At 45.0% G+C, this 17,964-nt stretch carries 17 protein-coding genes and 3 tRNA genes; 12 read left to right on the top strand and 8 right to left on the bottom strand.

The features are described from left to right. The first annotated feature begins 49 nt into the window (after nt 1-49). The 3 genes from CPIN_RS11265 (at nt 50) to CPIN_RS38940 (ending at nt 1,284) form a co-directional block, all read left to right on the top strand. Nucleotides 50-122: transfer RNA gene (locus tag CPIN_RS11265), tRNA-Gly, on the top strand. A gap of 75 nt (nt 123-197) precedes the next feature. After that, nucleotides 198-270, top strand: a tRNA-Gly gene (locus CPIN_RS11260). A 789-nt stretch (nt 271-1,059) separates the two neighbouring features. Beyond that, nucleotides 1,060-1,284, top strand: coding sequence for a hypothetical protein (locus tag CPIN_RS38940; RefSeq protein WP_012789915.1), 225 nt, complete (start codon nt 1,060-1,062; stop codon nt 1,282-1,284). Nucleotides 1,285-1,362: 78 nt separating this feature from the next. Here CPIN_RS38940 and CPIN_RS11255 read toward each other — a convergent pair whose 3' ends face one another. Together CPIN_RS11255 and CPIN_RS11250 are read right to left on the bottom strand one after the other, a co-directional pair. After that, nucleotides 1,363-1,563 carry a hypothetical protein gene (locus tag CPIN_RS11255; RefSeq protein ID WP_012789914.1) on the bottom strand — a complete coding sequence of 67 codons (201 nt, stop codon included), beginning with the start codon at nt 1,561-1,563 and terminating at the stop codon, nt 1,363-1,365. Between the two features lie 51 nt (nt 1,564-1,614). Further along, nucleotides 1,615-2,646, bottom strand: coding sequence for a glycosyltransferase family 2 protein (locus tag CPIN_RS11250; RefSeq protein ID WP_411914120.1), 1,032 nt, complete (start codon nt 2,644-2,646; stop codon nt 1,615-1,617). A 108-nt stretch (nt 2,647-2,754) separates the two neighbouring features. On the opposite strand from CPIN_RS11250, the gene CPIN_RS11245 reads away from it, so the two are divergent. Further along, nucleotides 2,755-3,903, top strand: coding sequence for a sensor histidine kinase (locus CPIN_RS11245; protein ID WP_012789912.1), 1,149 nt, complete (start codon nt 2,755-2,757; stop codon nt 3,901-3,903). Between the two features lie 64 nt (nt 3,904-3,967). Further along, a tRNA-Leu gene (locus CPIN_RS11240) sits at nt 3,968-4,051 on the top strand. Between the two features lie 149 nt (nt 4,052-4,200). On the opposite strand, the gene CPIN_RS11235 is transcribed toward CPIN_RS11240, so the two are convergent. The 4 genes from CPIN_RS11235 to modA form a co-directional block, all read right to left on the bottom strand. Continuing rightward, nucleotides 4,201-4,998 carry a glycerophosphodiester phosphodiesterase gene (locus CPIN_RS11235; protein WP_083781091.1) on the bottom strand — a complete coding sequence of 266 codons (798 nt, stop codon included), beginning with the start codon at nt 4,996-4,998 and terminating at the stop codon, nt 4,201-4,203. A gap of 117 nt (nt 4,999-5,115) precedes the next feature. Further along, entirely contained in the window at nt 5,116-5,961 is an 846-nt protein-coding gene (locus CPIN_RS11230) for an ABC transporter ATP-binding protein (RefSeq protein WP_012789910.1), read from the bottom strand. Between the two features lie 21 nt (nt 5,962-5,982). Beyond that, entirely contained in the window at nt 5,983-6,627 is a 645-nt protein-coding gene (gene modB / locus CPIN_RS11225; RefSeq protein ID WP_245552102.1) for a molybdate ABC transporter permease subunit, read from the bottom strand. A 26-nt stretch (nt 6,628-6,653) separates the two neighbouring features. Then, nucleotides 6,654-7,409 (bottom strand): molybdate ABC transporter substrate-binding protein, encoded by a 756-nt coding sequence (modA, locus tag CPIN_RS11220; protein ID WP_012789908.1) that lies wholly within the window; start codon nt 7,407-7,409, stop codon nt 6,654-6,656. Nucleotides 7,410-7,528: 119 nt separating this feature from the next. Here modA and CPIN_RS11215 point away from each other — a divergent pair, with 119 nt between their 5' ends. From CPIN_RS11215 to CPIN_RS11185, 7 genes are all read left to right on the top strand, one after another. Next, entirely contained in the window at nt 7,529-8,467 is a 939-nt protein-coding gene (locus CPIN_RS11215) for a helix-turn-helix domain-containing protein (protein ID WP_012789907.1), read from the top strand. 86 nt (nt 8,468-8,553) lie between these two features. Further along, a complete protein-coding gene (locus tag CPIN_RS11210) occupies nt 8,554-9,396 on the top strand; it encodes an oxidoreductase (protein ID WP_012789906.1) in 843 nt (280 codons plus the stop codon). Between the two features lie 388 nt (nt 9,397-9,784). Then, nucleotides 9,785-12,259: a DUF2339 domain-containing protein gene (locus CPIN_RS11205; RefSeq protein WP_012789905.1), complete on the top strand. Its 2,475-nt coding sequence runs from the start codon at nt 9,785-9,787 to the stop codon at nt 12,257-12,259. After that, nucleotides 12,237-13,121 (top strand): hypothetical protein, encoded by an 885-nt coding sequence (locus tag CPIN_RS11200; RefSeq protein WP_012789904.1) that lies wholly within the window; start codon nt 12,237-12,239, stop codon nt 13,119-13,121. The genes CPIN_RS11205 and CPIN_RS11200 overlap by 23 nt, the downstream gene beginning before the upstream one ends. 70 nt (nt 13,122-13,191) lie before the next feature. Further along, nucleotides 13,192-13,836: an HAD family hydrolase gene (locus CPIN_RS11195; RefSeq protein WP_012789903.1), complete on the top strand. Its 645-nt coding sequence runs from the start codon at nt 13,192-13,194 to the stop codon at nt 13,834-13,836. 461 nt (nt 13,837-14,297) lie between these two features. After that, complete coding sequence (locus CPIN_RS11190) at nt 14,298-14,927, top strand: DUF4136 domain-containing protein (protein WP_012789901.1); 630 nt, start codon at nt 14,298-14,300, stop codon at nt 14,925-14,927. Nucleotides 14,928-14,952: 25 nt separating this feature from the next. Then, nucleotides 14,953-15,573 (top strand): outer membrane beta-barrel protein, encoded by a 621-nt coding sequence (locus CPIN_RS11185; protein WP_012789900.1) that lies wholly within the window; start codon nt 14,953-14,955, stop codon nt 15,571-15,573. A gap of 61 nt (nt 15,574-15,634) precedes the next feature. Here the strand turns inward: CPIN_RS11185 and CPIN_RS11180 are convergent, their stop codons facing one another. Next, on the bottom strand, nt 15,635-16,660 hold the full coding sequence (locus tag CPIN_RS11180) for an FAD:protein FMN transferase (RefSeq protein WP_012789899.1): 1,026 nt from the start codon (nt 16,658-16,660) through the stop codon (nt 15,635-15,637). Nucleotides 16,661-16,706: 46 nt separating this feature from the next. Continuing rightward, nucleotides 16,707-17,885, bottom strand: a complete 1,179-nt coding sequence (locus tag CPIN_RS11175) for an acyl-CoA dehydrogenase family protein (RefSeq protein ID WP_012789898.1) — start codon at nt 17,883-17,885, stop codon at nt 16,707-16,709. Between the last annotated feature and the right edge of the window lie 79 nt (nt 17,886-17,964).

Raw genomic sequence — 17,964 nt, 5'->3', positions numbered from 1 at the left:
CGGTCAGTTTTAAGTAAGCAGTTGCCAAATAAAATTGATTTTTTCACCTGCGGAAGTAGCTCATTTGGTAGAGCACGACCTTGCCAAGGTCGGGGTGGCCGGTTCGAGCCCGGTCTTCCGCTCACAGTTATAAAAGTTCTTATCAATAGATATCAGTTCAGGTAGTGATTCACTACATTAAATTGATTCTTTTACCTGCGGAAGTAGCTCATTTGGTAGAGCACGACCTTGCCAAGGTCGGGGTGGCCGGTTCGAGCCCGGTCTTCCGCTCACAGTTAAAAGTCCTGGTGTTCTACATCAGGACTTTTTTTATGTCCTTACAGCAGCGTTTAATCCCTTTTCAGGCAGTGTTTCTCCTTCTTTGCTGTATACGGATCTTCTTGTTCAACATTGCTGTTTCATTCATACGCCTTATCCTTTGGATATCATCTACATGATTGAAAATCATTTATTTATAAATACATTTCATATCATGCTGCACGCCATTAACAACAAAAAGATATTTATTAGTGCGAATCTCCCCCGTCAGATAACTTAGCCCTGTAAAGTGTTCACTGTAATAATCCCCAGCCTGTAAAGTGAATCCTGCATTAGATATGTCTACCTGAAGGTGTTTCCCTATTCAGATCTCATTGGGCTTTTAAAAGGTCTGTTGATACAATCCGACAATTCCTGTATTTAATACGTCAGCTGTAAGATTTTCTTATTGAGGCGTCTTTCCTCCTTGTCAAATACGCGCTGAAACAGTACCCGACTTCTGAAGCTATCTCTATATCAGATAGGTCAACGGGAAGATTTTCCTGAGTCAATGGCTGTAAACCATCATTAGGATTAAAAGCTGTACTTGTGAACTTCAAACAGGATTATCTGACAATAGTGTAAATCTGCATCAGGACTATACCCAGGTCAACAGAAAGGTTTCCCTATACCGTATTAATCCCGATTGCATCAGGGAGGTTAATCATAGATAAGCCGTAGATACGGGATATCTTGCTTATACAGCTAATATTCAACCGAATATGACAGATTTTGGGGCATAAGGTGATAATCGCTTACAGGATGGGATTTTTCTTAAAAGAACACATGAAATACAGCCTGCCAGGGTCATATCCGGGATATACGCGACACAACCGGTCATCGAAAGACGGACAGATAGGTAGTTACAGGGTCGTTCCCCTGACTTTCCAGGGGTTATACAGAGAAGATTATCAGCTTAATATGTGCTTTGCACATGGACGAGACGTGGACTTGATCCGGATGTCACCGGAAGATATTGCAGTGTGAGGAGCCCTGACGGGCGGGATAGGCAAAAAAAAGCCTCCCGGTAGTACCGGGAGGCTTTCACCAATATAATTAAGTCTCTTATTTATATTTCGGATTGTACAGTGTATTTTCTGGTACAGCAACTTCAGGTTTACCCTTGTAACGATGCTTGAACAGATTATAACATCCACCTAAAACAAATGACAGCAGGCAGAAGATTGTCACGTAAAACAGGAAACGGGAAGATGATACCCAGCTACCGGTAAAGTCGCTCTTATTTTCAACAGTATTGTGTTCCATAGCTATTTATTTCGCATTGCAAACTTACATCATGTCAAATAATATTGCAAGTTATTTTTCCAAAGTCCCGAAAGTCTTACGGTTCAGGAAGTAATAACGCCATATCATGATACCATGAAAGACCCCTGATAGTTCCAGCAAACGCTTCTGTGGTAGCCTGTCGGACGATAATTTATAACTCTTCCGCCAACGACGATAATCCACATAAGCCCTGAATATCGCCTTCATATCAGCAGGCTTCCCTGCCACCAGGCTCTTCACGGCCGCCAGCAGGTCCAGGAAAAAACGTTGGGATAATACGATCCAGCGGTCAGCCGGATGCAGGTTTTTCCACAACATCATCAGGTTATTCCGGAAGTTCAGGTACAGTTTACGGGGATTGCCCTGCGGCAGACTCCCCCCTCCCACATGATATACAATAGAATCCGGACAGTAACAGATACGGTAACCGGCTCTTTTGAGTCGCCAGCACAGATCTACCTCTTCCATATGGGCGAAGAAACTGGCGTCAAAACCGCCTACTTCATGAAAACAGGCCGAACGGATAAACAGCGCGGCACCTGTTGCCCAGAAAATATCCTGTGCATCATCATACTGTCCCTCGTCCATCTCTGTGGTATATAATATTCTGCCTCTGCAGAAGGTATATCCCAGGATATCCATCCATCCTCCTGCCGCTCCGGCATATTCAAATTCCTGCTTGTTGTGATAGAAACGTAATTTAGGCTGACAGGCAGCTACATGATGATCGCGTACCATCTGCGCCACAACCGGCTCAATCCAGCCCGGTTCCACTTCCACATCCTGATTCAGTAATACATATATATCCGCCTTTACATGCTGCAGGGCCATGTTATAACCGCCCGCAAACCCGTCGTTGGTGGGATTCTGAATAATGCTGACCTGCGGAAACTTTTCACGCACAAATGCCACACTGTCATCTGTAGAAGCATTATCCGCCACATACAGTTGCAGGTTCCCGTATGTAGAACTGCATACCGATGGCAGAAACTTTTCCAGAAAACTACGTCCATTCCAATTCAATATAACAACAGCTACCGATGGTAATACAGACAAAAGCACTCTTTTACGCGTGAATAATAATTTTTCCCCTTACAAATATGCAACAAATTATAATAGCTTCTGACTACACTACACTTATTGCACATTATACTTAATTTAGTCCCCAGTATGTTTAAACAGGTTATAGGCTGGAAGTTTGTACTGGTATCCACAGCGGTGATCATCATTGTGGGTACAATCTGGTACGTAAGCAGCATCGCCAGCAAACTGGAAGAAGAAGAAACCAAGAAAGTAGCCACCTGGGTGGCTGCCAACCGGGAATTGCTCCAGGCTTCCGATGAAGCGAACCTGAACCTGGCCGTAGAGATTATCACAAATAATACCAGCATTCCCGTTATTATCACCAACGAGAATGGTCACATCATCGACTCCCGTAATCTTGATACGACCAAACTGGCAGGCAATCCCAAATACATGGAAAATCAGCTGACCACTTTCAAAAATCAGCACCCGCCATTTATTATGGAGATCGACGCCAAAAACAATCTCTATAATTACATCTATTACGGCGACTCCCTGATCCTGAAACAGGTACGTTATTACCCATATATTCAGCTGATTGTAGTCGCCCTGTTTATCAGTATCGTACTCGTCGCATTGTCCACTTCCAACCGTGCTACCCAGAACCTTTTATGGGTGGGTATGGCCAAGGAAACGGCCCACCAGCTGGGTACTCCCCTGTCTTCCATAGAGGCATGGATAGAGATCCTGAAAGACAATGAAGGCAACGAACTGGTAGCGACGGAATTGCGTAAAGACGTCGACAGACTGAAACTCATTACAGAACGTTTCTCCAAAATAGGTAGTGTGCCGCAACTGGAAGAACGTGATGTAGTCAGTCAGGTGGAATCGATGGTTACCTACATCCGGAAAAGAGCGCCGCAGAAAGTCATTCTGACCATGCATTGCCAGGAACATGAAATTCCTGCGATGATATCGCCTTCATTATTTGACTGGGTCATTGAAAATCTGCTGAAAAACGCGCTGGATGCCATGGAAGGAAAAGGCACTATCGATCTTTATATAGAAAATCATCCCACAAACATCGTCATTGACATCACCGATAATGGTAAAGGCATCCCAAAAGCTAATTTCGAAAAAGTCTTCAAACCCGGCTTTAGCACCAAAAAACGGGGTTGGGGGCTGGGATTATCCCTTGCAAAAAGAATTATTGAAGAATACCATAAAGGGCGGCTAACTGTACGCTGGTCGGAGCTTAACAAGGGAACGACCTTCAGAATTCTGCTAAGAAAATGATGTTAATTACTAATTAAATTTGTTCGTTATCAAAAACCGATTAATTTTGCACCACTTCAGAGCTGCGGAGGTGGCGAAATTGGTAGACGCGCTACTTTGAGGTGGTAGTGCCTGAAAGGGCTTGGGAGTTCGAATCTCCTCTTCCGCACGAAAGCGAAACGGTTTAGATCGTTTCGCTTTTTTATTTTACTGCAGACGATTGTCGTTCTTCTTAATGTATAGTTTCCTATCTGATACGCTCTTCCCCCTCAATATCCGGACTCAGGAGCAGCTATCTTGCAAACGCACGGCTCTTCTTTACTTTTGAAATAACGGTTGATACTCCGCATCAATCTGAAAACACTGCACACCCGCTGCCTTCAACGCTGCTGCCTGCGCAGCTGCCTTAGTTACCGATTCCCCCGGCTGGAATGCCCAGGCATTGATCACACCCACCACCAGGATGTTATGACCGTATGCCCAGACATAATCCTCCTTACTGATCTTATCAGAAAAAAGGTAATAATTAGACGCCTTGTAGTCAGGTCTGTTAATATTAGTTTCCAGCTGCTGACGGGTACAACTGAGTCTGACCTTTCCGGTGAAGTATGGAGTGGATTCGTCTGTACCAATCATCAGTGCGCTTTTATATAAGTCATACTTTTTCAATAAAGTGGTCAAACGGATCCAGACAGCCGTATCATTTCCCTCCAGCTTATTATCGATCATGACGCCGAGTTTCCCTTCGCAATGCGCCAGTACTTCTTCAAATCGCTGTACCCGGTAACCGTTGGCATTACGCAATTTACTGATAGCCGCCCAGGTCATAGAAGAGACTGCGGAGTCCAGACCAAAAGAATAACGGAAGTTTTTATCATGGTGTGTGATGAGGACACTGTCCTTGGTCATCCGCAGATCCACCTCAACCATCCAGTAACCTTGGGCGATCGCCTTATTAAGTGCCTCCAGGCTATTCTGGTCAGTTGTACTATCTACTACACGACCTCTATGAGCAATCAGACGGTAAGGTTTTGTGGCAACCGGAGACTGCGCGGATATTTGCAGACCGGCCAATAAAAGCACTATTAACAGGAGAGATTGAACAATTTGTTTCACGTCGTAGTTTTTGAACGTTCACCAACATACTATACACAATAAAAGTAAACGCATTCCTCTTCCTATGCAATACCGCAACATTTAATTAACGTTGACAGGCTATCATGTTCCTTATTATCATTTCTTCAAATGATACATATCTACATTACAGGAGATATCCACCTGATCGTTTACATGTAAGTCCTGTCTGGGGGATTTTAGTCGCAATACACCGCTTTCCACCTGTACGGTAACCTCTCCATCGGGTGCTATGGCTACTACCTTTCCCTTCAGCCCGGAGCTATCTTCCCCGTTCAGGAAGAATGCCGAAGGAGATACCTGGCGCTGAAACTTACCATTCTCCAGGTGAATCACCGTATCAGCTAACTTCACCATTTCCTCCGCATTATGACTCACCAGGATAGTCGTTAGTCCATAGCGTTTATGCACATCCAGTAAAGTCTCCTGCAACTGTGCACGCATACCACTGTCCAATGCAGATAGAGGTTCATCCAACAGCAATAAAGCTGGTCTTTTGGCAATCGCTCTGGCTAATGCTACCCGCTGTTGTTGTCCGCCGGAAAGTGTCTGTATCTTTCTCTTGGCAAGGTTCTTCAAACCTGTCAATTCCAGCAATTCATCCACGATCGTGCGAGACTCGTTTTTGCGTAAAGCAAAAGTGATATTCTCTTCCACATTCATATTGGGAAACAGCGCATAATCCTGGAATACAAACCCGATACTCCGGTGTTGTGTGGGCATATGAAACGCTTCTTCACCATAAAACCAAAATTCACTCCCCACCTTTATGTGGCCATCATCCGGTTTCATAAACCCCGCCAGCATACGCAATACGGAAGTCTTTCCTGCACCTGATACCCCATACAAGCCTACAAATTGCCCTCTTTCAATGCGCGCACTGACATTGAACGGCATCTCCCCTTCTACGGTATGTAAAGTCTTCTGTAAAGCGAAATCAATCATAAGCTGATAGCTATTTGCAGATTAGTAAAATTTCGACTGTCCTGCCTTCCGGTTAAATGCATAGAGCACTAACAGGATAGAAAAAGACAGGGCCAGCAGGATGCCGGCATAGACATTCGCATTATGATAATTAAATGCCTCCACCTCGTCATAGATAGCAATAGAACCTGTACGGGTTTTACCGGGTATATTCCCTCCGATCATCAACACAACACCAAACTCACCTACCGTATGTGCAAATGTGAGTACAATACCTGTGAGCAGCGATGGTTTGATATTGGGCAACAGCACTCTTAGAAAAGTCTCCCATTTCGATTTACCCAGGGAATAACTGGCCTCCCGCAGACTTGGCGGTAAGGAGGAAAAACCTGACTGAACAGGGTGTACCATAAACGGCAGACTATAGATAACCGAGGCAATCAATAAGCCGCCGTAAGAAAACACAACGCGTATATCAAATGTCTCTTCCAGCCAGTGACCAAAAAAGTTCGCCGGACTAAACGCCAGCAAAAGATAAAACCCGATCACTGTTGGCGGCAATACCAGCGGCATACTGACAATCGCTTCAATGAGAAGACTGAAGACTGTTTTCTTAACAGATAACAAATATGCTAAAGGCACCGCCACGATGAACAATATCAATGTCGTGTTTAGTGCCAGTTTCAAAGTAAGCCATATAGGATCCAGCGCTATCATTTCACGATATATCCAAACTGATGATAAATGGCTTTTGCTTTTGCCGAATACAGGAAGTTGTAGAACTTCTCTGCTGCAGCTTTATTATTCTCCTGTGCATGTTTCAGCAAGGCGGCTGATTGTTCGATGGCCGGGTAGTCTTTGGTGTTTAGTTCCACCCAGGTACCCTTGCCTTTCATTTCATCAGAAATAACGATCGACTTTGCAGTAAAACCAATATCCGCATTCTGCGTAGCAATAAACTGGCTTGTCTGGGTGATGCTTTCTCCTCTTATCAGTCGGGTGGCTACCTTATCATACAGCGCATATTTTTTCAGGATCGCTTCTGCGGCACTGCCATAAGGAGCCGTCTTAGGGTTGGCGATTGCGATGCTTTTGATGTTTGTACCCAGTAATACCTTCATATTGGCATCCGGACGAATACCCGGCTTCGCGCTCCATAATACCAGCAGCCCCTGTGCATATACTTTGGGCGTCAGCAGGGTGAAGTTGTTTTCAGCCAGTTTCTGCGGAAACTCTTTATCCGCAGAAACAAAAATATCAAAAGGCGCACCATGCATGATCTGCTGTGTAAGACCACCGGAGGCGCCTATCACCACATCTATCTTTGTTTTGTCCGTCATGTTATATGCTGCGATCAGGGCCTTGATCGTGTATTGCATATTCGCAGCAACAGCAACGGTTAGCTTCGTTTGTGCGGATAACTGTAATACGGCAAGGCACAGTATAAAGACAAAGAATAGTTTCTTCATAATCCCATGTTAGATGAATGAACACGATATCGTCGTATAACAAAAATAACATTATTAATAACGGGAAACGCATATCGTAGCTCAATTCAGCATTAACAATAAAAATCGTAATTTTCAGTATGGAAAAAGATGTGCCACGCCTCGGGCTGGAAAGTTTTGCCAACGAAAATTTCAAAGTTCCCTTTTTAAATGTGGAATTATACCCGCTTGATGCAAAATATTTCAGTGTCGAAAACAGAGAACGTTATCCTGTAAAGGACTACATCTCTCCTAACCGCCGGCAGTTTTACAAGATCTTCCATATGACGGCAGGAACGGGCGTCCTTACCGTCGGACTCCATCAGTACCTAATGAATGCAGGCGAGATCGCCTTTTTACATCCTGATGAAATCATGTCCTGGCAGACGACCTCCGCCGAGACAGGCGGACACTTCTGCCTGATCCATCCTGCCTATTTTACACAGGAAACGCATTTGGTGCAGCTGTTCCGGAACTATCCTTTCTTCCAGCCAGCTAATGCCGTTGTTCAACTTACCGAAGCACAATCTGCTAATATCAACAGGTCATTTGAACAGATATGGGAAGAAGACCGCGGACAGAACGAAGATAAAAAGCAAGCCATCCTCCTGCATCTGCAAATGATCTTGCTGGAAAGTCAGCGGGCAGGCAGAAACCTGGTCAATACGGCTGTTCCTGATAATTACCGTTATATACATGGATTCCTGTCACTATTGGAAACCAATTTCCAGGTAAAAACGATGGACGATGTGGTGAAGATGAAAACAGCGGGCGAGTTTGCCGATCAGTTGAATGTACATCCCAACTACCTGAATACGCTGGTGAGAAACCAGACCGGCAAGACCCTGCGGGAACATATACAGGACAGGTTACTATATGAGGCCAAGGTGTTATTGCTGCAAACTGACTGGGACATTAATGCCATCAGTTACACCCTGGGTTTCTCCGAACATGCGGCCTTTACGTCCTTCTTCAATAAAAAAGAACATATCACCCCTTCCAGGTTCCGGAAAAATGCCTTGCTGCAGGTCAATATTTGAAACTCACAAGTATTGTTACGGTTTGATCAAGTCCCCGACAGTGCAATGTTTGTTCCTTTGTGTCATAAAATTAAAACATCAGAATTATGGACACACAAAGAAAAACATGGTTTGTAACAGGCTGTTCGCAGGGTATTGGTCTTGAACTGGTGAATCAGTTACTTGCAGCAGGATATAATGTAGCGGCAACCGGCCGTAACCTCAATACATTGAAAAAAGCGGTAGGCAATACCTCCGCACAGTTCCTCCCTTTACAGGTTGATCTGAATGATGAAACAAGCATCGCCAAAGCGGTAGACGCCACGATTAAACAGTTTACATCCATTGATGTACTGGTAAACAATGCCGGTTATGGTCTGATTGGCGGTATCGAAGAAACATCTGCGAAGGAAGCCCAGGCTATTTTTGATATCAATGTATTTGGTTTGCTGAACGTAACCCGTGCCGTATTACCACATATGCGTGCAGCTGGCAGCGGTCGTATCTTCAATATCTCCAGTGTATTTGGCCTGATTGCAGGTGGTGGCTGGGGACTCTACTGTGGCAGTAAATTCGCTGTGGAAGGTATATCTGAAGCATTGGCACAGGAAGTACAGCCATTCGGCATCCAGGTAACGATCATCGAACCAGGATATGTACGTACAAACTTCCTGAGCAGCGGTTCCATTATTGTTCCGGAACATCCGATCGCAGCATATAGCACTATTCAGGAAGAAAAACGCAAACACAAAGAAGAGGTGCCTGGCACACAGTTAGGCGATCCGGCTAAACTGGCGGCAGTAATAATTGCTACCTCAACAGCTGCAGAAGCACCATTACGTTTGCTGTTGGGTTCGGATGCCCTGCTGTTTGCAAATTATAAGATAGATATGTTGCAACAAGGTATTGCGGCTAACCGCGAAGTGACCTTGTCCACCGACTTTAAATAAGTTTTTCTATCCGCCCACAAGCCCTGGACCACCCGCTGTATGACTACAGCGGGTGGTTTTATAATGGAGATTTCCATACAAAAAATAAAAGACTACTTTATATTAAAAAATAGAATATATTTGTTGAGTACTAGAGAGTAAGGTCGCATCTCTACCGATATTTATTCAAGTATGAGAGGTCGTTTTCCCCTTTTTGCCATAGAAACCGGTCAACACAAGGCAAACAACCTACAGAATAAATATCTCGTAAACATCGCGCCAGAAATCCATCAACAAATTCGTTTACTCAGTTGCAATGTTGATATAGCCTCGTGTTCCTGTGAATGCGGGGCTTTTTATCAATAATCGACTATATTCATGCAATACTCCCATTAAATACCTATAGCTTATGGCTGTAATTACGTTCATCCTTCTAATTGTAATCCTGATCATTGTAATTAACACGGGGAACTCACTCAAAAGTAAACTCGTGGAACTGGAATATAAGCTGGAGCGACTACTGCGTCAACAGCAGGAAACAGGTCCTTCTTCCCCTCACGAAGAATATGCACCACGCAGGGATTGGGACAGACAGGCAGCTGTCAGACCGGAACCTAAACCATACATACCACCACCTATCGTTGAGGATGTACCACTTCCACCACCGCCACCAGTAACAACAACACCTGTTATCGATATACCGGCTACACCGGAACCGGAACCAGCAGCTACACCTGCACTGGAGGCAGCATTTACAGCTTATGAAGGTGCCCTCTCCGGTAATGAGCAAACAGGTACCGCGGATATTTCCGGTGTATCTGAGCAGGCAGCAGCCTTTACACCTGCGGCGCCGGCGGAACCTAAGCCATCCTTCTGGGAGAAAAACCCGGACCTGGAGAAATTTATCGGGGAAAACCTGTTCAACAAAATTGGTATTGCCATTCTTGTTATCGGTATCGGCTTCTTCCTGAAATACGCTATTGACAACAATTGGATCAATGAAACCGGACGTACCTTTATCGGTATTCTCTGCGGTGGTATCCTGATCGGCGTGGCACACCGTTTACGCAAAACATTCAATGCTTTCAGCTCTGTGCTGGTAGGCGGTGGTGTAGCAGTGCTTTACTTCAGTATTACCATTGCTTTCCAGCAATATCATCTGATCAGTCAGACACTGGCCTTTATCATGATGATACTGATCACGGCATTTACGGTGGTACTTTCACTGAGTTATGACAGAAAGGAACTGGCCGTGTTTGCCATATTAGGCGGTTTCTCTTCTCCCCTGCTGATCAGTACCGGCGCGGGTAATGCCGCTGTTTTATTTACCTATATACTGATCCTGAATGTTGGTATGCTGATACTGGCATACTATAAGAAATGGAACATTGTTAACATTATCAGCTATGCGGCCACCATTATCCTGTTTGGTAGCTGGTTATTGGTTGGCGCCGTAAAACAGGCAACACCACCATTTATAACAGCGCTTGTATTTGCAACATTATTCTATATCATATTCTTCCTGATGAATGTGGTGAACAATCTGAAGCAGCGTATACAGTTCAAAGCCACGGAGATCATTATATTGCTGAGTAATACGTTCCTGTATTATGCCGCAGGTATGCTGATACTGCACCACATGCACCATGAAATATTACAGGGGCTATTCACCGCCTGTATCGCCATCTTCAACTTCATTTTTGCTTATTCGCTGTATCGTAATCAACATGCTGACAAGAACCTGATCTATCTGCTGATTGGTCTTACTTTAAGCTTTCTGAGCCTTGCTGCGCCTGTGCAGCTGAATGGTAATCATATCACTTTATTCTGGGCAGCGGAGGCTGTATTGCTGTTGTGGTTGTTCCAGCGCTCCCGTTTGCCGTTGATGAAGTATGCTGCCTGCATTGTTTTTGTGTTGATGACAGTCAGTCTGCTGATGGACTGGGAACAGGTGTATGGCGACCTGCGCTATGCACAGTCCCGCAATATGTGGCCAATACTGAACCAGGGCTTTATTACAGGCGCTGTATGTATAGCGGCTGTGTTTATGATCAGACAGCTGCTGAAGAAAGAAACAGCGGAAAATTTCCTGCCGGAAACACCTGTATCTGCGGTAAGATATGCTTTCGGTCTGCTGGCAGTGGTGCTGATTTATACCACCGGTATCCTTGAGCTTTACTATCAGACGGATGTACACTGGCCGGCGATCAATCCTATTTGCTCAGGTATCTATAACTATATATTCCTGGCGTTTGTGTTGTACCGGAGCAGAAAAGAACATGCTTTTCTGCAACTGTCAAGTATCATACTGTCAGCTATTGCACTCATCGTATTTATTGTCTATTACAACTGGGTGATTATTGATGTGCGTACTGCTTACCTGGAATCACATAAACCATTGGTGCATTTTCTGCTGTCTTATCTGCTGATTGCAGGGTTGCTGACAATGCTGTATCAGGCATATCTGACGGTAAAAGCAGCTGACAAAAAAGACGCTATACATATCTTCCAGTGGGTAGCCACCTTTGTACTGCTGTATGTGCTGAGCGCTTCGCTGGATCATATTGTTGCACTGACAGGTATACAACATGCAGAGCTGGAGAATACCAGTCAGCGCATAGGATATACGATCTTATGGGGCGCCTTTGCATTTATCCTGATCTACCTGGGATTCAGGTGGCAATCAAAACAGGTGCGTATTATTTCCATCACCCTGTTTGCGCTTACACTACTGAAGCTTTTTGTATTCGATCTGCGTAATCTTTCAGAAGGAGGCAAGATCGCCGCATTTATTTCCCTGGGTATACTGCTGCTGGTCATTTCATTCATGTATCAGCGCCTGAAAAAAATACTACTGACCGATGAAGACAAGACAGCCAGCTAAGTTCATACAGTTATTCACCTTCTTACTGACGATAACAGGTTTATCAGCCACGGCACAACGATTTGCGTGGCAGGCCAACCTGCCGGTCACCCCGGATTCAGGATTTTATAATATCCCAGTGACACCTGCATTGGTCGCTAAAAGCAATGGGGCCGATCTGAGAGATATCCGGATCTATGACCAGCAGAAAGTCGTTTCCTATATCCTGGCCTGCGACAGCAATCAGCTCGTTGCCTTACCAGCTCCCGTTGTTACACCGGTAAAGGAAGCGCCGGCTACGCAAACGGTGTTGCAGCTGCAATTTGCAGCCGCTTTCCTGATCAGACAATTGCAGTTCCAGGTCAATACGCCTGGTTACTATTACCGTATTGCCTATATCACAGACGACTGGCGTTCGGGTATTGCATCCGGTGAGCGCTTTGCCCTGGCTACAGGACAGGCCAATACGGTCAAACTACGCACACCGCTAAAAACAACGGAATGTTACATCGTGATAGAAAATGAAGACAACCAGGCACTCAAAATAAAAGCGGTGTATGCCTGGCAGGCCGCATATCGCCTGACCACCTGGCTGGAAAAAGGAAAGAGTTATGTTATAAAAACCGGCAGTCCGGCGCTTAGCGCTCCTGTATACGACCTGCCCTATTTTGCGGGAAAACTGCCCAACCGTATTCCTGAACTGAAGGCGGACAATATCATAGCAGCTTCCGGCGTTATAGCACCAAAGCCAACAACTGTTACGAAAGAAGAACCTACAATATTTAAAACCAAAGGATGGATCTGGGCCGGCATAATAGGTATCATCATACTCATCTCATTGCTTACCATCAGATTACTCCGAGATATGCGTGAAAACAAATAAGACTGATTTCTGCATCACTGCAACAATTTATATTTTTCCCTAATTTATAAAATATATTACCTTTATCCACATGAATACTGCTGCTACTAAAAATTATTCCAACCTGGTCTTTGATCTTGGCGCCGTGCTGATAGATTGGAACCCGCGTTATCTGTACAATAAGATATTTGCGACAGCAGCAGAAACCGACTTTTTCCTTGCTAATATCTGTACATCTGCCTGGAATGAAGAGCAGGACGCCGGCAGAAGTCTGCAGGATGCCACAGAACAGCTGATTACCCAACATCCGCAATTTGAGGCTGAAATAAGGGCGTTTTATGGTCGTTGGAAGGAAATGCTTGGTGGTCAGATTGAAGAGACCGTAGAGGTGCTCAGAGAGCTCAAAGAATGCAATCAGTTTAAGCTGTACGCCCTGACGAACTGGTCTAATGAAACTTTTCCCCTGGCTTTGGTCACTTATCCGTTCCTTCAGTGGTTTGACGGTATTGTTGTGTCAGGAAGAGAAAAGATCCGTAAGCCGGATGCAGCATTCTATAACCTGCTGCTGGACCGTTATGACCTGGATCCTTCTTCTACCCTGTTCATTGACGATAACGAGCGCAATATCCGTGGAGCAGCCGCTTGTGGTATTGACGGTATTCATTTTACCTCTGCCATGCAGCTTAAAAGTGAGCTGGCTGAAAAGGCGGTTTATCTTTCTGCGGTACATTCATAAATTTTTTATAGATCAGAAAGCGGCGATTCAGGTATACTGAATCGCCGCTTTCTTTTTGTGATACCATCCGTCTTACCGGACTCATATTGAGTAACACGTGAAATTTTGCGCCGTTCTCAGACAGGCGTTATCAGTAACCCATATATCTTAAAAAATTCAATGTGCTGTAGGCTTCGATAAGCTATTATAACTGGAGAAATTTAATACTATCAACTACATTTCCCTCCTTCACTTCATTTCTACGTGATTCCTCCTGATGACGAGTTATACACGTTTTAGGAATACCTTAACATTTCTCAGATAAACTTCATGTAACATCGGAAGTTCAAATACGTTAAACAGATGTGCTACTACAAAAACAAGGAAGCTATTGGCACATTTCATGTTATCTGTAATTATACAGAAGGTCTCATTTCCTCCCTTTACCTACCTGAGAGAACAACAAAATAAAACCCGTGAATATGAAAAGAGTCATGTTATTAATGTGTGCCGCATTAGGCGTACTGTCATTCAGCAGCTGCAGTAAAGATCCGCTGAAAGATATGACAGAAGAAGAATCCAGGATCTATGTAACCAACTACGACGACAGCGTAAATTTCTCATCCTATAAAACGTTCAGTATTGTCGACTCGGTGGCGGTAGCAACAAATTCCGGCGAAGGTCGTGCTGCAACTGATTACGATAAGAAACTGATCGCAGACGTGGCTCAGGCGCTGGAAGCCAGAGGATATACGCGTATAGACAGAGCCGCCAAACCGGATCTGGCCATTAACCTTACACGTATAGACAATACCTACAGTGCAATCTATTACGATCCTGGATACTGGACAGGTATCGGTGGCTATTATGATCCGTTCTATTGGGGCTATCCCGGTTACGGTTACTACTGGCCGACTTATTACCAGGTATATCAGAAAGAGCGTGCCGTATCGATCGATATGGTGGACCTGAAAAACCCGCACAACAATCAGCTGGTAGCGGTATGGAACGCGATGTTGCGCGGTAGCGGCGTATGGAACATTGCCAATGTGGACAGTATGGTATCTGCTGTTTTTGCACAGTCTACCTACCTGAAAGCAAACAACAATTAATGAATTCACTTTAAAAGAGACTGAGATGAAAAGTATAAAGCTCTGGATATTGCTGATGATTGCCTCTCTGGGCGTACAAAGCGCTTTTTCGCAGGTACGTTCTCCTTTATCCATCAATGTAGATTATTCGATCGCACAGCCTTTTGGCTCCCTGAAAAACTATACCGATAAAACCAGCTTCCGCGGCTGGAGGGCGGGTTTACAATATCAGCTGAATGACCAGCTGGCTATTGGCCTCAGAAGCGGATTCCAGGAATTTTATCAACGTGTACCGCGTGCTGTCTATTCTGATAAAGGAACAGATATTTCTGCCGTACAGACACGTACTTTACAGGTAACGCCGATACTGGCTACCGTGCAATATCAGCTGACAAAGCCGGATGCAGCCATCATTCCTTATGTAGGTCTGGGTGTGGGTACCGTGAATATGCTTTACAATAAATATTATGGTCAGTTTACTGACAGAGATAACAGCTGGCAGTTTGCCGTTTCTCCGGAAGTAGGCATCAATATTCCATTTGGGAAAGGCTCTCCCCTGCTGTTTAATGCCAGTGTGCAATACAGTTATTCGCCTTATAAACAGCAGGAGATCACAAGTTATAACGTGCTACAGGCAAATGTGGGGCTGAGATTTCACATCAACTAAGTATACTATATACTATAAAAAACCACTTTTCAGGGAGGTTCCGTGTGTACACGGAACCTTTCTATTTTAAAAGGATCATGTTCTTGTATCCTTTGGAAAATGCAACTGTAATTTTACCTGTTTCATCTTTGTAGATGAAATACGCTTCTAAGCCGTATGCAGGGTGTTTTCTGATAAATTCAAGGCCCTTATCCACTCCCATCAGGATCAGCGCATTGTCATATCCATCTGCGGTAATGGCATTTTTCGCCATTACTGTTACCGCAATAATGTTACTATGCAAGGCTTCTCCGGTAGCCGGGTCTATGCTGTGGGCAAAATGTGTTCCTCCCTGTTCAAAAAAACGGCGGTAGTTACCGCTGGTGGTAATGGCACGATTATCCAATTCCAGTAAGGCCTGTGCAGGAGCGTCCTGTATTTGTGCGGAGGGCGTTTCTATACCAACTGTCCAGATCTTACCCCGCTGATTCTTTCCGCTGGCAGCTAATTCTCCGCCTACATCCACGAGGTAATCGGCGATGCCTTTCTGTTGTAAAAAATGGGCAATAACATCAGTCGTATATCCCTGTGCAATACCATTACAATCGATCTGTACTTCTTTCTTTGTCTTAATGAGCGTCGTTCCCTGCACCTTCAGGTATCTGTGGCCGACATAGCGCAGTATACGTTGCAGGGTATCGGCAGCAGGTACCGTCCTGACAGCGGGTTTATGCACACCGAATCCCCAGGCATCCACCAGTGGCTTTACCGTAATGTCAAATGCGCCTTTGGTTGCCTTGCTGATTTCGATGGCGCGACGTACCACATTAGCCATGTGTTCATCCATCTCAACGGATGTCTGTTCATTGAAGCGATTGATCAGAGAACCTGGCTTGTAGAGTGACAGGGAATTATCAATCACATTGAAGATGGAATCTATCTGCGGACGCAGATCGCTGGTATCATCTGAGACATATTTTACAATAAAATAGGTCCCTTGTGCGGGTCCGGATAATTCGCGCAGTTGTTGTGCAGATGCCGGCATACACGCACTGAAAATAATACATAAAAGGATATTCCATCCTGCAAAAGCCTTTCTGCTGGTCATTATAGTTGGCTGTTGATTAATAAATATTCATATCGGAAAACGATCATCAATGGAATGCATCCAGTCCGGTGATATCCTGTCCGGTGATCAGCAGATGAATCTCATGTGTCCCCTCGTAGGTGATCACACTTTCCAGGTTCATCATATGACGCATGATCGGATATTCCCCGGTGATGCCCATGCCCCCTAATATCTGCCGTGCGTCTCTGGCAATACGGGTGGCTATTTCACAGGCATTTCTTTTTGCCATAGATATCTGTGCGGCGGTTGCTTTACCCTCATTTTTCAGTACGCCCAATCGCCAGTTCATTAACTGTGCCTTGGTGATCTCGGTCACCATTTCGGCCAGCTTTTTCTGTGTGAGCTGAAAACCGGCGATAGGTTTGCCAAACTGTATGCGTTCTTTCGCATAACGCAGCGCAATATCGTAACAATCCATAGCGGCGCCTGTTACGCCCCAGGCGATACCATAACGGGCCGAAGAAAGGCAGCTGAGCGGGCCTTTTAATCCCTTTGCGTCAGGCAGTATATTTTCCTTAGGTACTTTTACATTGTCGAATACCAGTTCTCCGGTAGCACTGGCCCGCAGACTCCATTTACCTTTTGTTTCCGGTGTGCTAAATCCTTCCATGCCGCGTTCTACGATCAGTCCACGGATCTTTCCTTCTTCATCTTTTGCCCATACCACGGCGATCTGGGCAAAAGGCGCGTTGGATATCCACATTTTAGCGCCGTTCAGGATCACATGATCCCCTGCGTCTTTGAAATGGGTGATCATACTGCCGGGGTCTGAGCCAAAATCAGGCTCTGTGAGCCCGAAGCAGCCCATCCATTCCCCGCTGGCCAGTTTAGGCAGGTACTTCCGTTTCTGCGCTTCATTGCCATAGGTAAAGATCGGGTACATCACCAGTGATCCCTGTACAGAGGCTGTAGACCTGACCCCGCTATCTCCTCTTTCCAGCTCCTGCATCATCAGTCCGTAGGCAATATGGTCCATACCACCCCCGCCATACTCCTGGGGAATGGTCGGACCAAAGCAGCCTAATTCACCTAAACCTTTGATAATCTGGGAAGGAAAACTTGCCTGCTGACAAGCATCTTCTATAATCGGGGAAATTTCTTTTTTCACCCATTGGCGCACTGCATCGCGCACCATGAGATGTTCTTCGGTCAACAAACCATCTACGTGGAAATAATCGGGAGATTGAAACAGGTCTTTAAGCATGTGGAACACGTTTTAAGTCTGTCTCAATTTAATGATTCACTGACAAAAAAAGTCCATAGTCTGCGAACATTCCGGAAAA

This window comes from Chitinophaga pinensis DSM 2588, assembly GCF_000024005.1.
GTDB classification, from domain to species: domain Bacteria; phylum Bacteroidota; class Bacteroidia; order Chitinophagales; family Chitinophagaceae; genus Chitinophaga; species Chitinophaga pinensis.
The sequence above is the reverse complement of the archived record's forward strand: the minus strand, read 5'-3'. Positions and strand labels throughout refer to the sequence as shown.